23 protein-coding genes and 1 pseudogene are annotated in these 25345 nt (G+C 41.5%); 9 read left to right on the forward strand and 15 right to left on the reverse strand.

Annotation, left to right across the window (positions count from 1 at the left end; translation table 11 throughout):
• Positions 1–441 precede the first annotated feature (441 nt).
• The 3 genes from BJI48_RS02935 to BJI48_RS02945 all read left to right on the forward strand — a co-directional run bounded on the left by BJI48_RS02935 (position 442) and on the right by BJI48_RS02945 (position 3453).
• The gene (locus BJI48_RS02935; protein ID WP_095331714.1) at positions 442–1653 is read left to right on the forward strand and encodes a phosphoglycerate kinase; all 1212 of its coding nucleotides are present in this window, start codon (positions 442–444) and stop codon (positions 1651–1653) included.
• A gap of 118 nt (positions 1654–1771) precedes the next feature.
• Positions 1772–2734: a magnesium/cobalt transporter CorA gene (gene corA / locus BJI48_RS02940; protein ID WP_095331716.1), complete on the forward strand. Its 963-nt coding sequence runs from the start codon at positions 1772–1774 to the stop codon at positions 2732–2734.
• Positions 2734–3453, forward strand: coding sequence for a TerC family protein (locus tag BJI48_RS02945; protein WP_095331718.1), 720 nt, complete (start codon positions 2734–2736; stop codon positions 3451–3453). Before corA ends, BJI48_RS02945 begins: the two co-directional genes overlap by 1 nt.
• A 3-nt stretch (positions 3454–3456) precedes the next feature.
• On the opposite strand, the gene BJI48_RS02950 is transcribed toward BJI48_RS02945, so the two are convergent.
• From BJI48_RS02950 to truB, 13 genes are all read right to left on the reverse strand, one after another.
• Positions 3457–4371: a pyridoxal-phosphate dependent enzyme gene (locus BJI48_RS02950; protein ID WP_095331720.1), complete on the reverse strand. Its 915-nt coding sequence runs from the start codon at positions 4369–4371 to the stop codon at positions 3457–3459.
• Positions 4372–4409: 38 nt separating this feature from the next.
• Positions 4410–5780: a tRNA uridine-5-carboxymethylaminomethyl(34) synthesis GTPase MnmE gene (mnmE, locus tag BJI48_RS02955; RefSeq protein ID WP_095331722.1), complete on the reverse strand. Its 1371-nt coding sequence runs from the start codon at positions 5778–5780 to the stop codon at positions 4410–4412.
• Entirely contained in the window at positions 5773–6567 is a 795-nt protein-coding gene (locus tag BJI48_RS02960; RefSeq protein ID WP_095331724.1) for a Jag N-terminal domain-containing protein, read from the reverse strand. The genes mnmE and BJI48_RS02960 overlap by 8 nt, the downstream gene beginning before the upstream one ends.
• Positions 6564–8294, reverse strand: coding sequence for a membrane protein insertase YidC (yidC, locus tag BJI48_RS02965; protein WP_095331726.1), 1731 nt, complete (start codon positions 8292–8294; stop codon positions 6564–6566). The genes BJI48_RS02960 and yidC overlap by 4 nt, the downstream gene beginning before the upstream one ends.
• A gap of 3 nt (positions 8295–8297) precedes the next feature.
• Positions 8298–8660: a membrane protein insertion efficiency factor YidD gene (yidD, locus tag BJI48_RS02970; RefSeq protein ID WP_095331728.1), complete on the reverse strand. Its 363-nt coding sequence runs from the start codon at positions 8658–8660 to the stop codon at positions 8298–8300.
• 59 nt (positions 8661–8719) lie between these two features.
• Positions 8720–9145: a ribonuclease P protein component gene (gene rnpA, locus BJI48_RS02975; RefSeq protein WP_095331730.1), complete on the reverse strand. Its 426-nt coding sequence runs from the start codon at positions 9143–9145 to the stop codon at positions 8720–8722.
• Positions 9105–9239 carry a 50S ribosomal protein L34 gene (gene rpmH, locus BJI48_RS02980; RefSeq protein WP_095331732.1) on the reverse strand — a complete coding sequence of 45 codons (135 nt, stop codon included), beginning with the start codon at positions 9237–9239 and terminating at the stop codon, positions 9105–9107. The genes rnpA and rpmH overlap by 41 nt, the downstream gene beginning before the upstream one ends.
• A 69-nt stretch (positions 9240–9308) precedes the next feature.
• Complete coding sequence (locus BJI48_RS02985) at positions 9309–9707, reverse strand: biopolymer transporter ExbD (RefSeq protein ID WP_095331734.1); 399 nt, start codon at positions 9705–9707, stop codon at positions 9309–9311.
• A gap of 12 nt (positions 9708–9719) precedes the next feature.
• Positions 9720–10181 (reverse strand): TonB-system energizer ExbB, encoded by a 462-nt coding sequence (exbB, locus tag BJI48_RS02990; RefSeq protein WP_095331736.1) that lies wholly within the window; start codon positions 10179–10181, stop codon positions 9720–9722.
• Positions 10182–10183: 2 nt separating this feature from the next.
• Entirely contained in the window at positions 10184–10642 is a 459-nt protein-coding gene (smpB, locus tag BJI48_RS02995; protein WP_095331738.1) for an SsrA-binding protein SmpB, read from the reverse strand.
• Positions 10639–11454: a 4-(cytidine 5'-diphospho)-2-C-methyl-D-erythritol kinase gene (locus tag BJI48_RS03000; protein ID WP_095331740.1), complete on the reverse strand. Its 816-nt coding sequence runs from the start codon at positions 11452–11454 to the stop codon at positions 10639–10641. The genes smpB and BJI48_RS03000 overlap by 4 nt, the downstream gene beginning before the upstream one ends.
• A gap of 9 nt (positions 11455–11463) precedes the next feature.
• On the reverse strand, positions 11464–11694 hold the full coding sequence (locus tag BJI48_RS03005; RefSeq protein ID WP_095331742.1) for a carbon storage regulator: 231 nt from the start codon (positions 11692–11694) through the stop codon (positions 11464–11466).
• Positions 11688–12518 carry a tRNA pseudouridine(55) synthase TruB gene (gene truB, locus BJI48_RS03010; RefSeq protein WP_095331744.1) on the reverse strand — a complete coding sequence of 277 codons (831 nt, stop codon included), beginning with the start codon at positions 12516–12518 and terminating at the stop codon, positions 11688–11690. The genes BJI48_RS03005 and truB overlap by 7 nt, the downstream gene beginning before the upstream one ends.
• Positions 12519–12636: 118 nt before the next feature.
• Here truB and BJI48_RS03015 point away from each other — a divergent pair, with 118 nt between their 5' ends.
• From BJI48_RS03015 to BJI48_RS09635, 3 genes and pseudogenes are all read left to right on the forward strand, one after another.
• Complete coding sequence (locus BJI48_RS03015; protein WP_095331746.1) at positions 12637–13131, forward strand: PAS domain-containing protein; 495 nt, start codon at positions 12637–12639, stop codon at positions 13129–13131.
• Between the two features lie 256 nt (positions 13132–13387).
• Positions 13388–13888 carry a PAS domain-containing protein gene (locus BJI48_RS03020; RefSeq protein WP_095331748.1) on the forward strand — a complete coding sequence of 167 codons (501 nt, stop codon included), beginning with the start codon at positions 13388–13390 and terminating at the stop codon, positions 13886–13888.
• Positions 13889–14550: 662 nt separating this feature from the next.
• Positions 14551–15281 (forward strand): annotated as a pseudogene (locus BJI48_RS09635) (methyl-accepting chemotaxis protein).
• A 10-nt stretch (positions 15282–15291) separates the two neighbouring features.
• Here the strand turns inward: BJI48_RS09635 and BJI48_RS03035 are convergent.
• Positions 15292–16005: a non-canonical purine NTP pyrophosphatase gene (locus tag BJI48_RS03035; protein WP_257874361.1), complete on the reverse strand. Its 714-nt coding sequence runs from the start codon at positions 16003–16005 to the stop codon at positions 15292–15294.
• Between the two features lie 150 nt (positions 16006–16155).
• Between BJI48_RS03035 and BJI48_RS03040 the strand changes: the two genes are divergently transcribed.
• The 3 genes from BJI48_RS03040 (at position 16156) to BJI48_RS03050 (ending at position 23111) form a co-directional block, all read left to right on the forward strand.
• Positions 16156–17511 (forward strand): MFS transporter, encoded by a 1356-nt coding sequence (locus BJI48_RS03040; protein ID WP_095331754.1) that lies wholly within the window; start codon positions 16156–16158, stop codon positions 17509–17511.
• Positions 17508–18296 carry an ATP-binding protein gene (locus tag BJI48_RS03045; RefSeq protein ID WP_257874362.1) on the forward strand — a complete coding sequence of 263 codons (789 nt, stop codon included), beginning with the start codon at positions 17508–17510 and terminating at the stop codon, positions 18294–18296. Before BJI48_RS03040 ends, BJI48_RS03045 begins: the two co-directional genes overlap by 4 nt.
• Positions 18297–19199: 903 nt before the next feature.
• Positions 19200–23111, forward strand: coding sequence for an autotransporter outer membrane beta-barrel domain-containing protein (locus BJI48_RS03050; protein WP_095331756.1), 3912 nt, complete (start codon positions 19200–19202; stop codon positions 23109–23111).
• A gap of 862 nt (positions 23112–23973) precedes the next feature.
• Here the strand turns inward: BJI48_RS03050 and BJI48_RS03060 are convergent.
• Positions 23974–25032, reverse strand: coding sequence for a cytochrome-c peroxidase (locus BJI48_RS03060; protein WP_095331760.1), 1059 nt, complete (start codon positions 25030–25032; stop codon positions 23974–23976).
• Positions 25033–25345 lie beyond the last annotated feature (313 nt).

Genomic DNA, 25345 nt, shown 5'->3' on the forward strand with positions numbered 1-25345 from the left:
TAACTGCTTGTCTTAACTAGCTCCGCACGGCGATGGTTTTATGCGACTATCAGAAGCATAGCAATACGCCCAAACCTTAATTGCTTGCCCGAAATGGTCTTCAGATTCAGTTTTTCAAAACTGAATCGAGTAAAAAATAATAAAACAAAATCGGCGGTCGCACTACTGCAACCTTGTTTCCGATTTTTCACAGCACACAAGCACGACAAAAGAACATTTATTTTTACTCGGTTTGTTTTGAAAAAACAGACCTGAAGACCGCTCCGCAAGATATGAAATCTTGCAACGTTGCTAAAGTATTCTAACCCACCCGCCCGATTTATTCCAAACTAACGTAAAAATACCAACCCAAGTCAGGCGGGCAAAGTTTCAAAGGTTTTATAAAAAAGTTTAATTTTGATAAAATTACGTTTTTAATATTTTATTCAAAAAGGATTCTCTATGCTACAAGTCGCTAGTATCACGCTAATGCAGCAAACAAAGAGCATCCGTGATGTCATTATCGCTGATAAAAAAATCTTGATTCGGGTCGATTTCAACGTCCCAATGGATAAGGATTTTAACATTTCTGATGACACACGTATGCGAGAAGCCCTCCCAACGATTGATTATTGTATCGATAATAATGCCCAATCCATCATCCTCGTGAGCCATCTTGGGCGCCCCAAAGACAAAAATCCCGAATTTTCACTCAAACACATCCTCAAGCGCCTAGAAAGGCTTTTGGGTAGAGATGTCGCATTTGCAGATAATATCGAATCTGCTCGCATACTCCAAAACACACTGCCTAAAGGCGGGGTTATCTTGCTAGAAAATATCCGTTTTTATGAGGGTGAGGAAAAAAACTCTCAAGAGCTTAGCGAAGAGCTCGCAAGCTTGTGCGATATCTATGTCAATGACGCTTTTGGCACCAGCCACCGCGCACATTCTAGCACGTATGGCGTGGCGGGGTTTGTGAAAGAAAAAGTTGCGGGGCTTTTGCTCAAAAAAGAAATCGATTCATTTGCCAAAGCACTGGCAAACCCCCTCAAGCCCGTTTTGCTCATCGTTGGGGGGAGCAAGGTAAGCTCCAAGCTCGATCTCCTCTTTAATATCTTAGATGTCGTCGATAAAATCATCATCGGCGGGGCAATGAGCAATACTTTCCTCAAAGCCCTAGGATACGATATGCAAAAATCCCTGATTGAAGAAGCGCTCATTGAAGATGCAAAAAAAATCCTCAGCCTTGCCAAAACAAAAAATGTCAAGATTTATTTGCCTGTCGATGTCGTCAGCACCGATGATATCAAAGAACACAAAAACATAAAAATCACCCCCGCCCAAGATGTGCCTGAAGGCTATATGGCTGTAGATATGGGGCCAGCGACTACGAAGCTTTTTGCCCAAGTGGTGCATTCTAGCCAGACTATCATCTGGAATGGCCCGCTTGGAATCTATGAAATCTCGCAGTTTTCACGTGGGACATTCAATATCGCCCATTCGATTGCTGATACCTATGCGTTTTCTCTTATCGGCGGGGGCGATACCGCTGATGCGATCGATAAAGCCGGCGAGAGGGATAATATGAGTTTTATTTCGACCGGTGGCGGGGCTTCTTTGGAACTGCTAGAAGGTAAAATTTTACCCGCATTTGAGGTATTGGATAAAAAATAAGTTATCATTAGTGATATTGATTAGCAGAGCTGAGGATTTTTGGTTCGATGGTGGTGAGGCTTGCGGGCTGTTGGTAGCGATAAATCTGCAAGGTAAAATGAGATAAAAAGGTGAAAATATGATGAATGTATTTATGAAAAAAAAATCACTTGTATCGCGAGAAAGTTTTCACAGCACCGAAGATATCCGCCTAGATGATGGTATTATCCTTTGGATCGATCTTTTGCACCCCACCAGCGAGGAAGTCTCCTATATCGCAAAAACCTATATGCTTGATATTCCCACCAAAGAAGAACGTGAAGAAATCGAGCAAAGTGCGAGGTATTGGGAAGATAGCACCAGCATCACCATCAATACCTACTTTTTAATGCGGGATTCTGAGCTAGAGCTCCACAACCAAACGGTTACATTTATCCTCTATAAGGGCATTTTATTCACGATCCGTTACAATGAATTTAAGGTTTTTGATGAAATCCAACAGCGTGTTTTAGCCAGCCCCAAAAACTTTGAAGATGGCTTTGATCTGGTGAGTAAAATCTTTGAAGTGCGTGTGGAAAAAGACGCTGATTTGCTTGAAAGTGCGGGCAGGGAAACGAGCGAACTGCGAAAAAATGTTGTTTTTAATGAAAAAAATCTCGATCATACAGATATTCTCACCAAACTTTCTATCCTCCAAGAACTCAATATGGGCTTGCGGGACTCGCTTTTTGACAAACGCCGTGCCATTACCGCACTCCTCAAAAGCGATAAGGTCGATATGGATGTCAAAAAAAATCTCACCATTGTCCTCAAAGACATCAATTCGCTTGTCGAATTTACCACGGTGAATATGAATGTTTTGGATAATGTCCAGAGCCTTTTTACCAGCCAAATCAATGTCGAACAAAACAAGATTATCAAGGTTTTTACCGTGGCGACAATGGCGATGATGCCCCCTACTCTCATTGGGACAATCTATGGGATGAATTTTGAGAATATGCCCGAACTGCATTGGGAATTTGGCTATCCCCTCGCCATATTGGTGATGATAATTTCGACGATTTTGCCCGTGATTTATTTCAAGAAAAAAGGCTGGTTGTAGTGCTGGAGTGGATTTTTGACCCCAGTGCTTGGGTGGCTTTGGCGACATTGACCCTGCTAGAAATCATCTTAGGGATCGATAATATTATCTTTATTGCCATCATCGTAGCCAAACTCCCCGCTCAAAAGCGCGATAAAGCCAGAATATTAGGCTTAGCTTTGGCAATGCTCACACGTATCGCCTTGCTCGCCTCGCTTTTTTGGATGATGCAACTCACACGCCCACTTTTTGAAATCCTAGGCAATGCCATCTCTGGCAGGGATATTATCTTGATTTTAGGCGGGCTTTTTTTGATTTATAAAAGCACCGATGAAATCCACGCCCAACTCAATCCTGCTTCTTTAGAAAACGAACAAGCCCCGCAAAAAAGCCTTGGTTTTTTCTCTGCCCTTTTGCAAATTGCCATCTTGGATATTATCTTTTCGCTCGATTCTGTCATCACAGCTGTGGGGATGGCAGAGCATTTGCCTGTGATGGTGATGGCGATCGTGCTAGCTGTGGGGGTGATGATGGTGGCATCCAAAAGTATTTCGAGGTTTATCGAAGCAAATCCGACCATCAAAACCCTCGCCTTGGCATTTTTGTTACTCGTTGGTATTGCGTTGGTGGCTGATGGGCTGGACTTTCATATCCCCAAGGGTTATATCTATTTTGCGATGGCATTTTCTTTGGGCGTAGAATGTATCAATATCTATGCGGGCAAAAAACACAAAAAATAATGGCTAAAAATATTTTTGAAAGCGCCTTTGATAGCGCAGTTTTTGGGTGAGATTCCCCAAAAGCCCACCAGAATGGATAAAAACAATGTCTCTATCTTCAAATAATTTAAGATTTTCACTCACACACAGCCACCCCAAACAATCATAAATCAAATCAAACTCCACCCCCAAATCCAGCCATTCACGATAGATCTCAACCAATCGCCAATCAGGCTTTGCAAATGGAATTTTTGTCTTTGGACTCAAAATCATTTCAGGCATCCCTGCATTGATATTTTCAAAAAGGGTTTTCAAATAAGAAGCATCCCCTGCTGCATTCACGCTAAAAACACAAGGGATAAAGCCCGCCAAATACCCCGCACTCGCCCCACTCCCTGAAACATAAAAAACCGCAGGGTTTTTTAAGCCTGCCAAATCTTTGCGTAATTCTAAAGCCAGTCTTCCTATGCCTTTTTTGGCAAGCTCACAAGCCCCACCTTGCGGGATAAACACCGCCTGTTCGCCCAAACTTTTAGCGATTTGTAAGGCTTTGTTTTTGATGGCTTCTGTAGTTGATGGGAAATCTGAAGCAACATCTAAAATTTCTAGTTGCATTCCATTTTCAAGCGCATAGGCGAGATTACCTTGCGGGAATTTTTGAAGATAGCCACTCAATGGCGAGGTTACATAAACAAAATCACAGCCACGCATTTTGGCAATATAAGAAAGCGTTGCCATCGCATTGGACTGGTTGCCCCCATAGCTAAGGAGGGTTTTCCCCCGCAAGTTAAGTTCCAAAAGGGCTTCAAATTTACGTGCTTTATTGCCCCCAAGAATAGGATGGAGCAAATCATCACGCTTGACATAAACATCCCTGCTGTGCCAGCGGTATCGCTCTAGGGGTGATGGGAATGCAAACAAATCATTTGCCATCATCATTTTTTGTCATTTCGACCAAATTTCTTGCCATTATTATTTTATTTGCCCAAGCAAAATTCCCCAAACATCGTATCAAACATTTCAGAAATGTCATAAGGGTGCGTAATGCTCGAAATCGCCCGCAAGGCGTCGGTGATATTGTAAGAAAATAATTCAAGTTCAAGATTTCCAAACACCTTGATCGCTTCTGTAATACTATCTAAAGCCTTTTGGACGGCTTGTATCTGGAATGCCGAAGTCAAGAGTATTTCTTCACCCACCTCATCGTGCTTCAAAACCGCAGAAAAAATTTCCTTGAGCGTTATCGCACATTCTTTTGAATCTTTGGCATTGATAAAAACACTTTGGCAAGGGACTTTCAAGCATTTTTCAATGGCATTAATATCTAAAGCTACAGGCAAATCGTTTTTGTTATAAGCGATCAAACAATGCTTATCAGGAAAACTATTGAGTAGGTTTAAGATCTCTTTGTCATCTTCATCAAGCGTCCTAGAGACATCAAAAACAGCCAGAATCAAATCGCTCTGTTTTGCTGACTGGATACTTTTCTCTATGCCTAGCGACTCGATGGGGTCTTGCGTCCCTCTGATTCCGGCGGTATCAATGAGGCGGATCGTATTCCCATCGATGGTGATATTTTCTTCTATCGTATCTCTTGTCGTGCCGGCAATCGGGCTGATAATCGCACGATCATTGAGCAAAATAGCATTCAAAACCGAGCTTTTGCCGACATTGGGCTTGCCAATGATACTCAAACGATACCCCTCAATCGTGCCTTGACGCATATTTGAAAACTCATAAACACGCCTCAAACGCTCTTTTGTGGCCTCTAGCTCGGAGAGAATGCTCTCTGTGATATTAATAGGGATATCCTCCTCGCTATAATCGATCATCACCTCACTATGGGCAAGCAGGCGCAATAAAGCGTGGCGGGTCTGCTCTACAAAATCGCCCAACTCCCCTTTGAGCTGCCGCACAAGGATTTTTGCTGCATTTTGGCTTTTGGCTTCGATGAGTTTTGCAAGCGCACTCACTTGTGAAAAATCGAGCCGACCATTCAAAAAAGCACGCTTGCTAAACTCCCCCGCATTCGCAAGTCGCGCACCTGCTTTGAGGCAAGCTTGCAAAATCATTTGCGCACTGATTAGCCCGCCGTGGCACTGGATCTCACAGACTTCTTCACGGGTGTAGCTATGCGGGGCTTTAAAATAAATCACAATCGCCTCATCAATCAAGGTATCTGTCTCATCAAACACCGATGAAAGCGTGGCATAACGGGGCAAGAAATCAGATTTTTTGGTGAGCTTGGAAGTGATTGCTAAAGCCTGTGAGCCACTAAGCCTCACAATAGCCATCGCCCCGCTACCTTGAGGCGTAGAGATGGCTACAATGGTGTCTTTTTCATTCATTTCTGATGAAATCACTCACGATGATATAGCGTTCATTGAGGGCATTGGTCCGAAAAGAAACGTATTTGTTGGGGAAAATCTCTCGAAGTTTTTTGAGTGCAATATAGGCAAGGACGCCATCGAGTGGTTTGGTTTGGGCTTTGCCGGTTTCATAGACATTGGTGATGATGTTTTTGAGATAAACATCCATCGCTTCTTCTTGATTTTTTAAAAATTGTGCGATTTCCAAACGGATATTGTAGCCATATTTGGGATGAATCCAATTAAAAAGCAAATAAGATAATGCCTTGTAACGATAGCCTTTTTCGCCGATCAACAAAGCAGAATCTTGCCCATCAAGAATAATCAAAAGCGTCTGGGAATCATAAACACTCACCTCGATTTTATCGATTCGATAAGGCATAAAAGCAAACAAGGCGACAAGTTCATTTTGAATCTCTTGGGCGATTTTTGCAGGATCGGGGGTGTCTTTAAAGAAAACCGCATCAATGCTAGAATTGCCTATATCCAAACTATGGGTCTGCAAAGAACTTTGGCTAGATGGTTTTGGTTCGTTTTCGATAGTGGGTGCAGGGGTCTGGATTGTTTGAGAAGCGGTAAGCGGGGGATTTTCTGGATGGGTTTTTAGGAGCGTCGCTACGATGATGGCATCTTTTTTGCCCATCCCAAAGAATCCTTTTGAGGGCGTCTGGATGATCTCATAATCAAGCTCAGTTACCGAACAACCCAACTCTAGTGATGCTTGTGTGATGGCCTCTTGCAATGTTTTAGCGACAATTTTTTTCATTTCTTTTCACTATTTTTTTCAAGATGGTGGTGCTGGGATTTGTGTTCTTCAATCTCAAGCGCTTTTTTTCTATCCAACATCCGATTAATCATCAGTTGCTGGATAATCGAAAAGATATTATTAACCGTCCAATAAAGCACCAATCCCGCAGGGAACGTAATCAAAAAGATCGTAAAAAATACAGGCAAAAGCTTGAAAATCTTTGCCTGCGTGGGGTCGGTGATGGTGCTGGGTGTAAGGACTTGGTGCATATACATCGAAACACCCATCAACAAAGGCAATACAAAATACGGGTCCATCACAGAAAGGTCATTTATCCATAGAATCCATCCGGCACTTTTGAGCTCCACAGCATTATAAAGCACCCGATAAATCGCAAAAAATACGGGGATTTGGAGCAACAAAGGCAAACACCCGCCCATTGGATTAGCGCCATTTTTTTTGTAAAGCCCCATCATATGTTGTTGCAATTTTTGCGGATCACCCTTGTATTTTTCTTGGATTTCTTTCATTTTGGGGGCGAGATCTTTGAGTTTTTGCATACTCACCATCCCCTTGTAGCTCAAAGGATACAAAATAATCCGCACAATCAGCGTCAAAAGGATAATCGACCAACCCCAATTCCCGATATAGGTATGCAAAAAATCCAAAAGCAAAAACACCGGTTTGGCAAAGAAAGTAATTATCCCGTATTCGACAACATCGGTAAGAATCGGATAAATTTGCTTGAGTTCTTGATAATTTTTAGGTCCTATGTAGCCCTCAATCTCGGCATTTCCACTCAAAGAAACAAATGGCAAGGGGTTGTTTGTGCCACTTTGAGAATCAATGATCGCATCAAAACCTTTTGGCGACTGGGTAAAAAACAACGACGTATAATAACGATCGACGCTGGCAATAAACTTTGCCCCATTATATTGTTCGGCAGTTTTGGCATCCTTGTCTTCAACTTTTTCGATTTTATCATCATTGGTTTCTAGTAAAACGCCGTGAAACGCATAGCCATCGGCATCAGCGACCGGCCGAGAACCATTGGTGATGACATAAGGCAAATCGGGGCGATCTAATTCAATCTTGATGTCATATTTGAGGTTGGGATAAAACGTGATGATTTTTTTGATGGTTAGCGATTTAAGTTTTTGGGTTAGCACGAGGGTTTGGGGGGTCCCACCTAGTTCGATCTTGTCTTTTGAAGCCACATAAGCTTGCGTGAAAGCTTCATTATTCACACTAACATCTGAAAATCTCACCTCAAGCGGTCGGAGCGCATCCGTGCCTAAAAGCGGGAGTTTGTCAATCTTTTCTTGAGGGCGTGAAGCAAATCCAAAAAGCCGTTTGATATGATCAAAAAAGCCCTCTTGTCTTGGGGCGGTAAATTTTTTGTCCTTCAGATAAACCTGAGCGATCCTCCCTAGGCTATCCATATCAATCTGGACATCTTTGGATACGATGGTGGCAATGATGTCATCAGATTTCCCATTAAGTGGGGCTTTGGGGGATTGCGTGCTTGAGGGCATATTATTTGAACTCGAAGCGATAGGGGCTGAACTCGAGGCGAGCGCCCCATTAGTATTTTCATTCCCGCTAGTTTGATGTTGGGATTCTTGTGTAGAAGCCTGCATAGGGGCTTGTGTGGGCTTTTGCCAATAGCTATAAATCACGATAAATAAAAACGAAATTGCCACCGCTAAAATGATTCTTAAATTTGAATTGTTATCCTGCTTCACTTATTACACCTCTTGTGATAATGATTTGATGATATAAAATTTTGTTTTTGCAGACCGAAATCCCCCCAACGGAACGAGCCAAAACATCATTTTCTGGGGAGAAGAAAAGCCAACTTCTAAAACCCCGTAACCTATGGGATAATCAATCCCGCCCTCAAAAAACTGATTGCACCGCAGGATTCTTGTGCCAATGCGATAAATCGCCCGGAAAGGATTGTTAAATCGAAGCGTCCAGAGCGCATACTCCGAGCAAGTCGGGTAATAACGGCAACGATTTGGCAACATTGGGGAAATGAATTTCTGATAAGCAAGGATGAGGTTTTGGAAGACAAAAAATATACAAAAATAAAGAAAATTTTTTCTCATTAACATTTTTCCAGAATAAATATTTTAAGCGATACAAGACCCCATCAAGCGATACGATCTTATACAGACCCCATTGAATGCGATGAAGAAACGCTTTTGAGGCATTTTAAAAAATCCCGCTCAAGCCCTGCATAAGAGATGGTGTCCAATCCGTCTTTTGCAACAAAAATCAATGCGCAATTCTTAAGCTTTTGAAGATGGTTTCTGCACATAAACCTTATTCTTCTTTTGATAAAATTGCGCTTAACAGCTTTTCCAATTTTTTTGGATACGCTAAGACCCAATAAAAAATAATCGTGTCCAAAGTCTCGAGGAAAAAACGATGAATTTTTATCATTCACTGCTAAAAGATACAAAGTAAAATTTTTTGCATATCTTTTATTTCCTTTTTTATACACAATATCAAATTCTTTTTTATTTTTTAAAGAATCCATCCAGACTACATCAAACCGCGAGCTTTCTTCTTCCTTTGGCTCTTCTCGCATTGATAACCTTCCTGCCACTTTTGGTTTTCATTCGGGTGCGAAACCCGTGTGTCCTTTTTCTTGGCGTATTGTGGGGTTGATATGTTCGTTTCATTCCTATGCCCTTTTTTAAATTAAAATCAAACCGATATTATACTTCAAATTTACTTAAATCTACTTTGAATCACGGGGATTTATTTTTGTCTTCGACCAAGATATAGAGTTCTTTGAGATGATTTTTCTGCAACAAATCTACCACTTTGATAAAGCTATCGAGATTACTATCCTTATCACCTTGCAAAACGATAGGCGTGTCTTTTGGATACGAACTGATGGCGTTTTTTAGCGTATTAAAATCGACTTGTTTTTCATCGAGATAATATTTTCCACCATTGGTAATGGCAATATTGACCTGTTTTTTATCAATATCTTGTTGGGTTTGAGAGGAATTTTCATCAACTTTTGGGATATTAATCGGGAGTTTGGAAGTCGAAATAAACGAAGCGGTTGTAAGCACAATCACCAAAAGCACCAGCATAATATCAATGAAAGGAACGAGATTCATCGAGTCCATTTTTTTCATCACTCGCCCCTTTTAGGAATCTCTATCTAAGCGTTTTGGAGAGGTTTTTACCTGTGCGGGGGGATTGCGATAAATATCCCATTTTGTGATAATAATCTCACTTTTTCGCACGAGCATATTATAAATCACAATCGAGGGAATCGCTACAATCAGCCCCATTCCTGTTGCTTTGAGTGCCAAAGCAAGCCCAACCATAATCGCTTTGGTATCCACAAAAGAAGTCGATCCAATATCTATAAATGTAATCATAATCCCAGCAACCGTCCCCAAAAGCCCGACATAAGGGGCATTTGAACCAATCGTAGCGATCAAGGTCAGTCGCCGGTGCAAATCAAGCTCAAGCTCCCGCTTATCCGCATAATCATCCACCCGAACCGTCGCATAAAACCAAACCCGCTCAATCCCAATCGCAATCACAACAACAGATAAAAATCCCAAAAAAAACAAAATCCCATAATCAAGCCATTCTTTCATCGCTAACCTCTAATATAATTTTTCACACTCGCTTGGGCTTCCCTATCAAGTATTCGTTTTTTGATACTCTCACGCTTGTCGTGGAGATTTTTCCCTTTTACCAGAGCGATTTGAACCTTTGCTTTGTTTTTTTGATTAAAATAAACCTTCAAAGGCACGATACTCAACCCCTCTGTGCCTACTTTTCCAAACCATTTATCAAGTTGCTTTCTATGCAAAAGTAATTTTCTCTCACGCCGTTCATTGGGTCTGTAGTGCGGATTTGTGGTTTCAAGATAAGAGATATGCGCCCCAAACAAAAACGCCTCACCACGAACAATTTTAACAAAACTATCTTTGAGATTCACCCGTGCTTTTCGCAAGGCTTTCACCTCTGAACCCAGCAAGCAAAGACCCGCTTCGAGGGTTTCTAAAATCTCATAATCAAAAAAAGCCTTTTTATTTCGTGCTATGGTATTCAAAAATCCCCTTTTAGGCGGAAAAAGCTACTCCCGCTCCCGCTAAAAAACCACTCATTCCCCAGCGTATTATGCGTGTGCAAAAGGGCAGGATATGCCCGGAGTGCGGGATAAAAAAGATCATTGAGACTGCCACGCCCACACGCTGCATCTTTATTTGATTTATTTGTGTTTGAAAAAAGGATTTTATCGCTATTTTCTTGATGGTTTTGCCAAGCAGGACTCAAGGATAAAGCGCCCTCTTGGAGCATTTTATCGTATTGACGATAGACATTTGCCGTATCACAAAACACATCGGGAACAAAAATCTCAAAATCATAGCTGGGTTCATTAAACCTTTCTATAATCTCGCCAAACCCCGATACATTCGCACTTTCAAAACCACTGGCAAAAAACGCTACATCCGCCCCGACTTTTGAACCAATCAAGCACAATGTGGCTGTATCTAATCCCAGATCAAAAAATTCATTGATTTTTCGCAGACACATCCCAGCATCGGCACTTCCCCCGCCCAATCCCGCACCGCTTGGGATACCTTTTTGCACCTCGATACTGAGATTTTTCAGCATTGAAAAATCCTTGTTATGCTCTTTGAGAAATGCTTCCAAAGCGATGATGGCACGATAAATCAAATTATCTTCTTGCTGGCAACCAAAATCCCCTTTCAAACAAAAATTTTCTGAAGTTTTTATCTCAACAATATCTTTTAGTTGCCCTTTTGCCAAAACAAAACGTGAAAAAATCTCGTGATAAGAACCCTTTATGCCAAGTATCTTCAAAAAAATATTCAGTTTGGGAAATACATCAAATATCAATTGTTTCCTTTAGTGCTTGAAAGCCTTGCCTATGGTGCTAAGGGCATTTTGATCAATATCGCCAATGGCTTTTTTGTTTTCAGAGGTGATGGCTTCTTTGAGCTCCGCTCTCAAAATTAACGTATTTGGCGGGGCTTCAAAGCCGAGCTTCACGCTCCCTCTATCGATGGATATGACCTTGATAGTGATATTTTCTCCGATGACGATCCCCTCATCAGATTTTCTTGATAAAATTAACATTTTTTGCCCATCCTATTGAGTAAATACTCGATACTCTTGTCTTCTTTGATTTCAATTATAGAAAAAAAATCCTCAAAGTTGGCTATATATCTGCCGGGTTTTTGATTGGGGATTGAAAATTTCCTGCCTAGCCATAGATTTTGGCAGATTTCATCTGAAAAATCCGAAATCACAGGGTATTTCAAAGCCTCCAATACATCGACTGCTATAAGCTCCCCTATTTTGCCCCTCATTGCCCCTTCAGAGATTCTCTCCAAAGATGATAGCGATGCAGTAACCCCCAAGCTATCGCCGATCATTTTCCCCACACTCCGCACATAAGCCCCCTCACTCACGCTAATACGGAAGCTAATATAGGGGTGATTGTAAGCTAAAAGCTCCAAATCAAAAATCTGCATTTTCACCTCAGGCAACACCACCTCTAAGCCCGCCCTAGCAAGCTCGTAAGAACGTTTGCCACGAATTTTTTTGGCACTATATGCTGGCGGGGTGTAAGTGATCTCACCTTTCAAAGACGCCAACACATCTTCAATCTGAGACTCCTCAAATGCCTTTATCACCGAGATAGACACGATATTTTCTGTATCCAAACTCAAGCTTTCTGCACCCAACCATAGCGTTGCTTCATAAACTTTTGGGGTTTTTGACAAATGAGAAAACAGCCGTGTGTAATTCCCAAAACCAACAATCAAACTCCCCCGTGCAAAGGGATCTAATGTCCCAGAATACCCAGCTTTTTTGACCCCGTAGGTGCGTTTTAAGCGCTGGAGAAAATGATTACAAGAAATCTGTGCGGGCTTGTAAGCCACCATCAAAGCATTCAATCGCTTCCTTAGGAGATAAAATTATGCAAGAAAATATAAATTTATTAAATTTAATATTATTTTTATTTTTATAATGAAATAATCCACATATAACAAAAACGAAAAGGAGATTTTCACTATGGAACAGGAGCTCATCTTAAAACCCGACACCCTCATTACTTCAAAAACGGATCTCAAAGGCAAGATCACGTATTGTAATCGAGATTTTTTGGATTATGCACGCTACCAAGAATCCGAGCTTATCGGAAAACCTCACAATATTATCCGACACCCCGATATGCCCAAAACCGTTTTCAAGCTCCTGTGGGATTATATCCAAAACAAAAAAGAAATTTTTGCATTCGTTAAGAATAGAAATAAAGAAGGCAATTTTTATTGGGTTTTTGCCAATGTTACCCCAAGTTTTGATGCTGAACATAACATTATCGGGTATTACTCTGTTAGGCGCAAGCCCAATCGAGCGGCAGTTGAAGCGATTTCAGGGATTTATGCCCAGATGCTTGCAGTCGAAAAAACTTCGGGTATCCCTGGGGGTATCAAGATGTTAGAGGAACTCTGCGAAAAAACCAAAAAATCATATAATCAAATCGTTTTTGATATGCAAAAGCATTGAAACGCCCAAAACCCATTGGGCAAACCAAAAAGCACAAAAAATGAAAAACAATGACAACAAAAAACCAATATAGAAAATAGAAATATCACCAAAAATCTATCATTAATGTAATGATTGTATCATAATCGTATCGACGAATATAGCTATGTCTAAAAAAACATTGTCTTTGGCAACAAAAAACGAATCGCACAATATTTGTAGGTATTATTTCAGTTTCAAAATTAAATCTATCTATACATCAACTAAGGAGTGCCTTTTGGAACAAGAATTAGTATTAGGAACAAATACCCTCATTACCTCAAAAACAGACTTACGAGGAAGAATTATTTATTGCAATCAAGATTTTATCGATTATGCCGGGCTGTCAGAAGGCGAGCTTATCAACAAGCCTCACAATATCATCCGACACCCTGATATGCCCAAGACCGTCTTTAGCCTGCTGTGGGATTATGTCAAAAGTGGAAAAGAAATTTTTGCTTTTGTCAAAAACAAATCCAAAGATAACCAGTTTTATTGGGTATTTGCCAATGTTACCCCCAGTCTGGATATTCAAAACAATATCATTGGCTATTATTCTGTCAGGCGCAAGCCCAATCCCAAAGCCATTCAGGTTATTTCTGACATCTACGCCCAAATGGTCGAAGTCGAAAAAACCCAAGGCATAACCGGAGGAAGCCAAATCCTCAAAAATCTCTGCGAAAAATTCAACAAACCCTATAATCAGGTCATATTTGACTTGCAAAAGGATCACAAATGAATACTAAAATTTCAATTATTGCCATTTTGATTAGCCTTGTTGGTATTGTTTGCAATACATTATTCAATCCACAAGGATTAGGAATCATCATCGTTGATGGGATCTTTGTCCTCTTGATGGTGCTAGGTGCGATAAGTATCTATCAGGATAGTCGCCAAGAAAAAATCATTCAAAAAATCCTTGATGTCTCCAGATGTTTCAAAGAAGGCAATTTTGAAAGCCGTATCATTGAACCAAGCGGATCAGAAGACATCGTGCATATCGCAGCTAATATCAATGACTTGCTCGATCATCTCGAAGCATTTTTGCGTGAAATCAATACGTCACTAGAAGCATCTTCAAAAAATGAATTTTATAGAAAAGGCATTGAAGATGGTCTCAAAGGCACATTTGTGCAAAATATCCGCAGTATCAATAATGTCCTTAAGATTATTGAAAAAAATTCAAAAGAAAACACGAAAAATGCCCTTTCAAAATCTCTAATGGATGTCAATCTCGACAGCCAGAACAATAACTTGACAAAAATATCTGATGAGCTGGGAAGCGATGTTGAATTAATGCACGATGTCGATAAGCGTATCCAAATCATCAAAACCCTTTCTAACGAAAGCAAAAGCGATGTCGCCTCCATCACAGATTCTATCAATAACCTAATGGTCTTGATGGATGAAAGCAACGCTGCGATTTCAGGATTTGCACAAAAATCCCAAGATATTGGCAATGTTATCCAGCTCATCATCGACATCGCCACCCAAACCAATCTCCTAGCACTCAATGCCAGCATAGAGCAGCTAGGGCGGGCGAGCACGGCAAAGGCTTTGCCGTCGTAGCTGATGAAATCAGAAAGCTTGCTGAAAAAACCCACAAAGCCACCAATGAGATCTCTATCGCCATCCAAACAATGCAACAAGAAGTCGATAGTATCCAAACCAGTAGCGAGCAGGTTTATCAAATCGCTAACACCTCACAAGAAAAAATCACCGACTTCAATGTCGTTTTTGATGGGATGGAACAAAACAGCAACGAACTTTCCAGTGTGTTCGTCCAGCTTTCCAAGCACCTCATTTTAAGCATTACCAAACTCGATCACATCCTATACAAATCCCATATTTACCTTAGCCTCAATCACCAAAGTCAAAGTCAAAATTTTGATAAAAATCCCATTTCACCGCTTTTTGACAACGAAGAAACAAAAAATATCTTGCACCATTTTATTTCTGAAAACGATCTGCTTAAAATCAAAAATGAGGTTTCCAAGCACTCTCAAAGTGCGATTGCTGCGATTTCAAATGAAATCACCCCAGAAGTTGCCAAACAAATCCTTGCAGACATTCAAAGCTTGGAATCTCAAAGTAAAATACTTTTTGAAAAACTCGAAGTCAAGGATGCCTAAAAAAATATTTTCAAGCTTGCTTGATTCTCTCCAAAAAATCCCTTGCTTGTTGCAAGGCTTTTTTGCGATGAGAGATTTTGTTTTTTTCGCACGCTTCTATCTCCCCAAGCGTGCATTCATAGCCTGTTGGGACAAACAAAGGGTCATAACCAAATCCATTTTGTCCTCTGGGCTTATCAATGACTTTACCCTCAAGCTCCCCTCTAAAAACTTTTTCGACCCGCCTACCTCCAATATTTCCGACCAAAGCAATCGTAGCCACAAAATGCGCACGTGAGACACAAACTCCTTTTTCACAGAGATTGGCAATCAAATGTTTGATATTCTCGCTATCTGACGCACTCCCGGAGATACCTTTAGCAAGATTGGCATATCGGGCGCTATATATCCCAGGCGCCCCACCCAGAGCCTCCACACACAAACCGCTATCATCACTCATCACGACACAATCATCGCCCATCACCCCGATTTTGCCTTTTTGTGTCCCATCTGGCAAATCGCTCAAATTTTTGCCTATATTTTTTTCGAGTGCTTCATAAAAACTTCTAGCTTTGATCAAGGCATTTTCCTCAAATGTAGCGCCATTTTCTTCAATATCAAGCCGATTAAAAAATTCAGAAACCTCACTGCCTGCAACAATCTCTTGATCGCAAAAAATCTTTTGGATTTCTTTGATCTTGCCCTGATTAGAACTCCCGATAAAAATTTTGATTCTTTTTTCCATTTTTGATACCTTTATTATTCAAATTTTTCTGACATTTTTCACTATTTTGCCCACGATTTTACTCGCCATTTCCTCACCAGCAATAAAATCCATCAAACTTTTTTGGTTATAATCATAACAAAAACAACCCATTTTATAAGGTCTGCTTTAATGATAAAAAATACACTACCCCTCACCGGAATCGCTGTGCTTAGATTTTTGGGACTTTTTATCGTCCTGCCTGTCATCTCGCTTTACGCTGTTAGTTTCAACGCCTCCCCGTTGATGTTAGGGCTTGCTGTCGGCGGGGCTTACCTCACGCAAGTGATTTTCCAAACCCCCATCGGTATCGCTAGCGACCACATCGATCGAAAAAAAATCGTGATGTTGGGATTATTTGTCTTTATGGTTGGCTCGATCATCTGTGCGTTAGCCCATACGATTGAAATGCTTGTCATCGGCAGGCTCATTCAGGGAGCTGGGGCAGTCGGCGGGGTCGTGAGTGCGCAGATCACAGATCTTGTCAGAGAGGAGCAACGCACCAAAGCGATGGCGATTATGGGTGGGGGGATTTTTGCCAGCTTTACGCTTGCGATGTTGATTGGGCCTATCATCGGGGCAAATCTGGGGGCAAACTGGCTTTTTGGGATCACGGCATTTTTGACGCTGTGTTCGATGATTTTGCTGGCTACCAAAGTCCCTGATACCCCAAAAATCACTTATTCATTCGAAGATAGACCCAGCTGGAAAGAAACCCTAAAAGACAAAAATCTTTGGATCATCAATCTCAGCTCATTTTTTGAAAAAACATTGATGACCTTGATTTTTGTAATCATCCCTCTGGTGATTGTGAGCGAATTTGGGATGAGCGAAGAAAGTCTATGGAAAATCTACACACCCGGTGCAATCATCGGGGTTTTGGCGATGGCGCCTGCGAGCATTATTGCAGAAAAATACGGCAAATCAAAACTCGTGATGTTTATTGGCACGGCAATGTTTTTGCTCGCCTATGCCTGCATTTCTTTTTCTGATACCGATCTATCCTCGCCCAAAATCTGGCTTTTTATCACGGGTGTGATGATTTTCTTTGTTGGTTTTGCGACCTTAGAGCCCATTATGCAGTCTTTGGCAAGCAAATACGCCAAAGCCCACCAGAGAGGCACAGCACTGGGGATATTTACGACTTATGGCTATGTCGGCTCATTTGTAGGCGGGACTGCTGGGGGCGTGCTTTATCATTTTCTTGGCGTAGAAAAGCTCGCATTATGCGTAGTATGCGTGTGTATCCTCTGGATAATCACACTTTTTTGGCTCAAAAACCCCGCCAAACAAAAAAATATTTATCTCCCGCTTGATACTTATCATCAAGAAAAATTCAAAGCCATCAACGAAGCACCCGGTATTATCGAATGGTATGTGAATCAAACCGAAAATATCATCATCATAAAATACGACGCCCAAACCCGCACCGAAAATGAAATCATAGAGCTATGTGCGCCATTTAAAGCCAAAAAGGATAGCCATTGACACAAGCAATCACACCAAAAACCCAAAAATACGAAATCAGCAAAAAAATCCTCAGCACCGTAGGGAAAACCAACGCCGAATATGGGCTGATCCAAGAGGGCGACAAGGTTCTACTCGGGCTTAGCGGGGGAAAAGACTCTATCCTTTTGGCGTGTATTTTAGAAAGAATGCAACGCCACGCCCCATTTAATTTTGAATTTAAAGCCGTTACGATCCATTATGGATTGGGCGAGAAATTCGATTGGCTCACGCAATTATGCCAACGACAAGGTATCCCGCACGAAATCGCCTACACCACGATTGCTGATACCATCAAAGAAAAACGGCGCGAGGGGAGTTCGTATTGTAGTTTTTGCTCGCGAATGCGCCGGGGGTCGCTGTATTCTAAGGCTCTCGAGTTGGGCTACAACAAGGTTGCCATCGCCCATCATCTCGATGATGCAGCAGAGAGCTTTTTTATGAATCTCACTTATAATGGCTCTTTGCGGAGTATGTCGCCCATTTATCGGGCTGAAAATGGTCTCCACGTTATCCGCCCGCTTATCCACATACGCGAAAGACAAACCATTGATTTTGTCAAATCGCAAAATATCCCCACAGCGCCCGATTGCAACTGCCCTGCAAAACAGCCCGATTCTGACAAGCCCCCTATCGCAAGGCTTGCGACCAAAAACTTCCTCGCACAGATGGAAGCGAGTAATCCTGAATTTTTCAAATCCCTCAAAAATGCCTTTTGTAACCTGCACGCAGAAAGCTTTAGCGACAAAAATCATTTGCATTTGTAATATGTTTTCATTATGCTTACTCAATTCAGTTTTTTAAACTGAATCTGAAGATCACTCACAGGGAATGAATCCCTGTTTGTTCCTAAAGCTACCATCTCATATTCAAGCAAGCTTGAATATTGGAGATAGGTTTCTAAGGTTTTGAAAATCCTATCCGCTAACAAAAAAGCTATCTACGCTTTTTCATCTGGAATTATTAAGGGGGCGTGACAGGGGTTTTTACCCGCCCGCCCATTGTTTAAGGGGCTTTCTTGACCCGCCCACCCATAAAGGGCGGTCTTCGCAATTCTAAGCTTTTATGGGTGGGCGGGTCAGCCTAGTCCCTTTCTAGCGAGTATGAGAAACAATTATTAGAAAACATCGCTATGGAAAAGAATTATTATTTTTTACTCGATTCGGGTTAAAGCCCGAATCTGAAGACCGCTCCCGCCAATTGAATCGGTGTTCGCTCCTAAAGTATGGGCGTATGGTATGCTCCCAAAGTCGCATATCGCCATCGCCGTGCGGAGCTAGTGAAGCCAAGCAGTTGGCTTAACCTTAACGCTCCTCCTATTAAAAATATTCACTTATATCCACTTTTTGGATACCAAAACCAAAAAATTCCTAACACTCCCCTACCCCAAGCACCAGATAATAGGCAATAAAAATATTCTCAATAAAAAATATTTTTTAAATTATCTATAATTCCCTCAAATTACGAAATATGATGATTCAAAAAATCAATAATTACTAGTAATTTATAAAAAAATTTAAAAAATACCTTGAAATAAATTCAATTTTATGCTTAAATGCCGATAAAATAATATAGCTTATTATTATTGTAACTTATAGTTGCCTAATCTGATTGATTGGAATCGCCCATCGGCCAATCAAATTTTTAAATTTTACAAAAAGGATTTCTCAATGATGTCTCCAACACCATCGTTTTTTTCGCTATTTGTTCGTGTTAAAAAACTTTCAAGAAATGCCACAGGCTTTTTAGGCTATTCTCTGGGGGGGGGGGGGCAGAGTGCTTTTCCCTCTCAAGAGTTTCTAAGGGGGCAAGCGATGTTAGCCCCAAATCCCCACAAACCAATCTCTAAACAACAAAAACATTTTCCATCCCCTCATTATTTTATAAAATTTTTACCATCTGGCAAATTTTTATTATCTGGCGTGCTGGCTACCTTGTTAGCCCAGCCACTTTTTAGTCAAGATGAAACCATTTCTGATGGCAAACATAAAAGTGATACAGATACGATTAAAACTACTACTACCAAGACCTTTACTGCTGGGGGAGAAGCAGGCACTTTTAACGTGCAAGCAGGTGGCAAACTCACCATCGCAGGCGAAAGTGGTAAATTGGGTCATTTATATATACAAGGAGGCGATGTTGTCCTTGATGTCAAAAACTTCACCATCGGCAAGCCGGGCATAAAAGATTGGGTTGCGATTGGCGGGGGTTATGGCATTAATAGCGCTACTGATGGCGGGACAAATGGCACTATCCATATCAAAAACTTTGAATCCTCTACGATTTATGGGGATATCCTATATACCGGAAATGCTTTTTATCACGATGAAAGCAGCGTTACAGAAGACAAGAAAAAAGAAGGTTTTTATTTTTCTAGCAAATCCAAGCTTATTGGGAATATTAAGAGTTTTGTAATTAATGGCAATAATAAAGCTAAAGATATAAATTTTACCTTTGATGATTCGATGATGGTAGGGAATATCGAGACTGAGGTCGGTCCTGACAACGCTCTAACACAAACAGCTTCTGTGCATTTTAAAAATCACGCTTCATTACTAGGCAATTTCGATACAAAAAGAGCTGATAAAACCATAGCAGATTTTAATGAATCCTTTATGGTGGGTAATATCAATGCAACAGGAAGCCAATTTTCCACCAATGACATAACATTCACTTCTATTGCTTCCCTAACGACTGAAAAATTTAAAACCGCTGGGGAGTTGCTATTAGGGCATATCAATCACACCGGGACTTATACCTCCGAGCAAAAACCTCTCGTAACGGGTTATGAATTCACAGATCTAAACGCGCACCCAGAAGATCTCTTGGCTTACCTGGCTACTGCGGGTATATCAGCTTTCAAAGGCGATATTACTGCGAATAATGGCACAAATAATGTCGATTTTAGCAATGCTCTTTATCTCGGGGGCAAGATCGAAGCTAATGATCCCAAATCTAGTATGGCGAACGCACAATCGACCAACAATATCACCATTGATATTGACGATAATTTTGCAAAGGGCTTTCAAGGCAACTATATCCTCCCTACTATCCTTACGCGACAATCCCCCGTGTTTGATGTCTTTACTAATAGTAGCAATGCTACCAACAATATCGCCCTATCCGGCAAGGTCAAAGGCACAGGGCGTGTCCATTATAATGCAGGAAAAACCTATCTTATCTTAGCAGATAAGCGAGATGGCACGCTCACACCCGGCACTACGAATATCGCCGAAAAATCTGGGACAGATAAAACACCCCAAATCAATGGCTACACCTATGAAGATGGCGTGCTTATCACATTTGATAGCACAAAAGCCGATACGCTTTTGAGCAGCTATCGGGATATGTTCCCTGAAAATCTCGCCACCCTAGAGATCGACAAAATGACTACGGACAAAGTTTATAAAGCCAATCTAGGCGGTATTTTAGTTGGGGAGATCGAATCCCTCAAAAAAGGCGCGGATGCAACCAAACACTATGAAGCCAATGTGTTGCCTGGCTCGGTATTTATCGGTAAGCTCAATATCGAAGATATCGGCATTAATATCAATCTGGAAAAAGGTGCGAAGCTCATCTTAAGCAATAATTCCAAAATCGAAGAACTCAGCAATAGTAGCCATTTTGTCGATGAAGCGTTGCTATATAAAGACACGCTCCGACAAACAAATAATACGATCATTGACCTAGCCACAGGGGGCAAAACCCAAGCAAATATAGGCAAACGCACCGATAATTTTAGCACGCTCACCATCAAAACTGCTAAGAGCTTGGAAAATGTCATCTTCCGTGTGGGCTTTAATCCTGAGGCTAATCACGCCGATACTGCGGATAAAAAAGCTGACCATATCATCATCGAGGGTGTTAAAGCGCCCGATGGGGCTGGCTTTAGCGTGCTAGAAAACTATATCCAGCTCTATCAAGATTACAAAGATCTTTTTATCGGGGATTTGCGGACAAAAAACATCCTCGTCGCTTCGGTCCAAAACACGCTTGGCGATGATGGGAGTATCAAAGATGATGGCAAAGGCGTGCGCCCGGGCGTGGTTTTTAAAACCTTGCCTACAGATTTTGGCTTTGAGACATTCATCACCAAGCTCACCAGCACAACCGGCGAAAAATCTGATGGCACAACTGCAAGCGATGGTGATGATAAATTTACCAACTACTATGTAACCTCTATTACAGCTCGTGTCAATGAAGAGCACGAAGACACAGGCAAGGGGGCATTAGGCTCGAATCTCTCTGTCTTCTTAGCCAATATCAATAATATCAATAAACGCTTAGGCGAACTCCGTGATAATCCTGCCACACAAGGCGTATGGGCAAGGGTATTTAATGGGATGAGCCATAGCAATATAGGCGAATCCCTCCAGAGCCTCTCTACAAACTTCCAAGCAGGCTATGACTATGCCTTTGGTCACAATGATGCCCGCTCGATTGTCGGTCTTGCCTTTTCTTATGGCTACAATAGCCTATCTTCAAATGCCTTTGGTGGCAATAGCAATCTCTTTGAAATAGGGGCGTATTATTCCTTTATCCAAGAAGATGCCAAAGGCTGGGGGGTCTATAGTGATACGATCTTGAAAACCGGCTATATCCTCAATAATCTCAGTCTCAAAGACAATGCCATCACGTTTGAAAATACGCTCAACTCGCAAGCCATCTCACTAGGTGAGGAAGTGGGCTATCGCTTTAATTTCTATCTCAACCCTAAAAGTGCGCCCACCAGACACGCGATCTATCTTGAGCCTAGTGCTGAATTTATCGCAGGCTATATCACAGGGGGCAAACTAGAAGAAAAAGCCTCTGGGAATTTCCTCAAAGGAAGCATTGCAAATATCTTCGATATCCGTGCCAAGCTAGGTGGGACACTAGGCTATAGCCTACTAACCCAAAAGAATCGCACGGATTTTAGGCTAGGGGCATTTTATGTGGGCGATTATTTTGCTGGGGGCAAGATGGATTTTGAAACCAACCATACCAAAGCCAATGCCAATCTTAAGAGCAACCATATGGCATTGCTTTCAGTGGGTGTAAATTCGTTTATCACCAAAGATGTCCGGCTCTATCTCGATGTTGATGCGGGCTTTGGGGGGCAAACCTACAATCAAGACTATTTGGTATCTCTTGGCGGGCGCTATAGCTTTGGAAAGCAAATAGCCATCAAACACCCCGCTAGAGCAGAAAATAAACAAAATACGCCAAACTTTGAGAAAAACCTCACACCCGAGCAAAGAAGAGTGCTAAAAAACAAACAAGTCCTTGTCTTTAAAGGAAGCAATAAAACGCATTGTCAAGGCTGTGAGCCTGAAGCGGGGTATTATTTCTTGATCGCAGATATTTCTATCAACAACAAAGCCCAAGCAAGCGCTGTGGCAAATATCCTAAAAAACTATGAATATCGCAGCTACCAGTATAAAGACCTTGCAGGCGCTGTCAAAACCCGCTATCTTGTTGGGCCATTTAAAAATGTTGATGAACTCATCAAAACCAAACCCTTTGCTGATGGGCTATCCCGACAAATCTATAATAACTCTAGTGCTTATACGATTGTGTATGAAGTCAGGGATGGGAAGTGATAAATAATAAGATGGGAAGTAGGGAGAGAGGTTTATCTTTTCCATAGCTGTGCGACTAGTTATTTTTTCTTATACTACCTAGAAAGGGGTCAGGGGGGCTAGCCGTCTGCTATGCCCTTGCGGGCATAAACAATCGCCGTGCGAGGCTACCAGAGCCAAGCAGTTGGCTTTTTTAAAGGTTTAGGCGTCCGGTTATGCTCCCGATAGGAGCATAGCAGATGCGCCCTTACTTTAGGAATGGAGCAGGGTTTTACCCTGCGCAGTGGTCTTCAGATTCACAATGTAAATCAAGTAAAAAACAATATTTTTTAGTCTCTCGCCTTTTTATTTTTTTTATTATGCAGGGGGCGGGGTTCTACCTGCGAAGCGTCGCCCGCCCCCTTGCAACAATCGGGTGGGTGGGTCAGAAACCCACTGCACGCCCCCTTAGTGGTTCAGATGACAGGGCGTAGATTGCTTGGTTTGAAAGTGGTTTAAAATTGAAAACCTTAGAAAATGGGTTGATAACGAAACGAAGTGCCGTTATAACGCCATTCTTTAGGAGCGTAGCAGAGTTTACCTCTGCGTAGCGGTCTTCAGGTTCGCCCAAAGCGAATTGAGTAAAACACAATAAAAACCTTTAAAACTTATCTCCAATGCACAAAGCAACGCTTTGGGTATGAGATGATTACTTTAGGAGCGTTTGGGGGCTTTGCCTCCAAAAAGCGGTCTTCAGGTTTGCCCCAGCGAACCGATACCTCTAAAACTTATCTCCAATACACAAAGCAACGCTTTGTGTATGAGATGGTTACTTTAGGAACGCAGGGCAGTTTCACTGCCCGGAGTGGTCTTCAGATTCGGGTTTTCCCCGAATCAAGTGACATCAAAAAGAAGGTTTGGGGGTTTTATCAGTTACAGGAGGCAACACCGGATAGATAATCTGTGGTTTTGTGCCTGTGAGCGACTCGAAGAAAGCTTGGATTTTTTTGGCTTCATCATTATTGATAGTGATCCCCAATTGGATAGCCCCCATTTCTTTGATGGCATCTTTGACATCCCAATACTGCCCATTATGAAAATATGGCATTGTTTCAGCGATATTTCTAAGCGTGGGAACTTTCACCATACCATTTTCATCCCCTTTAAAATCCCCTACATTTGCGAATTTATACGGCTTGACAACGCCAAATGGCTGCATTGTGCCACCTAAGTTGATGCCATTGTGGCAAGCGGTGCATCCTTTGTCGATGAAAATATCCAAACCTTCTTGCTCTTCAATGCTGAGGGCTTTTGGATTGCCATTCAAAAAATCATCATATCGGCTTGGCGTTACAAGTGTTTCTTCAAACATCGCAATCGTATCAGCGATGAGTTTGAAATCAATCTTGACTTTGCTGCCATAGGCTTTTTTAAACTCATCGACATAAGCAGGGATCGAAGTGATTTTTTCTACGACAAGTTTAGGCGCTGCTGCCATTTCCACAGGATTTTGGATCGGTCCTTGTGCTTGATCGCCTAGGTGTTGGGCTCTGCCATCCCAAAATTGCACCGAGTTAAAAACCGAGTTAAAAACGGTTGGCGAGTTGAGGTGATGGGGATTTGCCTGCCATTTTGCCCCAATAGCCGCAGGGACAATATCCGCACCGCCTAATGCGAGATTGTGGCAGGTATTGCACGAAATCAGATTGGAACTTGAAATTCTAGGGTCAAAATAAAGCTTTTTGCCAAGCTCAATTTGAGCGGGTGTCATTTTTGGTGAATAACCAGTTGCCAAATTCGTATCTTTGGCTTTTTGGAGTTGGTAATCCCTCAAAGCTTTCCCGCTAGGGATGGGTTCTAAGCCTGCTTCTTTAGCTTTTTGGATCAAAGCTTGGTTGGTCGCTCCAAAAGCGCTTATCGCACAAAATGCGATAATGCTTCCTGTGAGTGCGAGTTTTTTCATTGTCTTTCCTCCTAAGTTTCGATTTTTATAGAATTTCGCATTATACTTCAAAAGAGAAAATATATTAATAAAAATTTTTAGTTAGCAATATTTTTTATTAAATAATTAATCGATATTATTAATAATGATAATTAAAATGTTCCTTGCCATTCATAAAAATAAATCATCAATTTTTACTCATTAACACGCGTAAACATCGATTTTTTGGAATGTTGCTCTGCATAAACTCATTTGGAATATCTAAGCTCTTATCAGGCAGAATAAATGAAAGATAACGTATAATATTTGTCAATGAAATTTCTAAAATCTCTGT

This window comes from Helicobacter sp. 11S02596-1 (genome assembly GCF_002272825.1).
GTDB lineage: Bacteria > Campylobacterota > Campylobacteria > Campylobacterales > Helicobacteraceae > Helicobacter_J.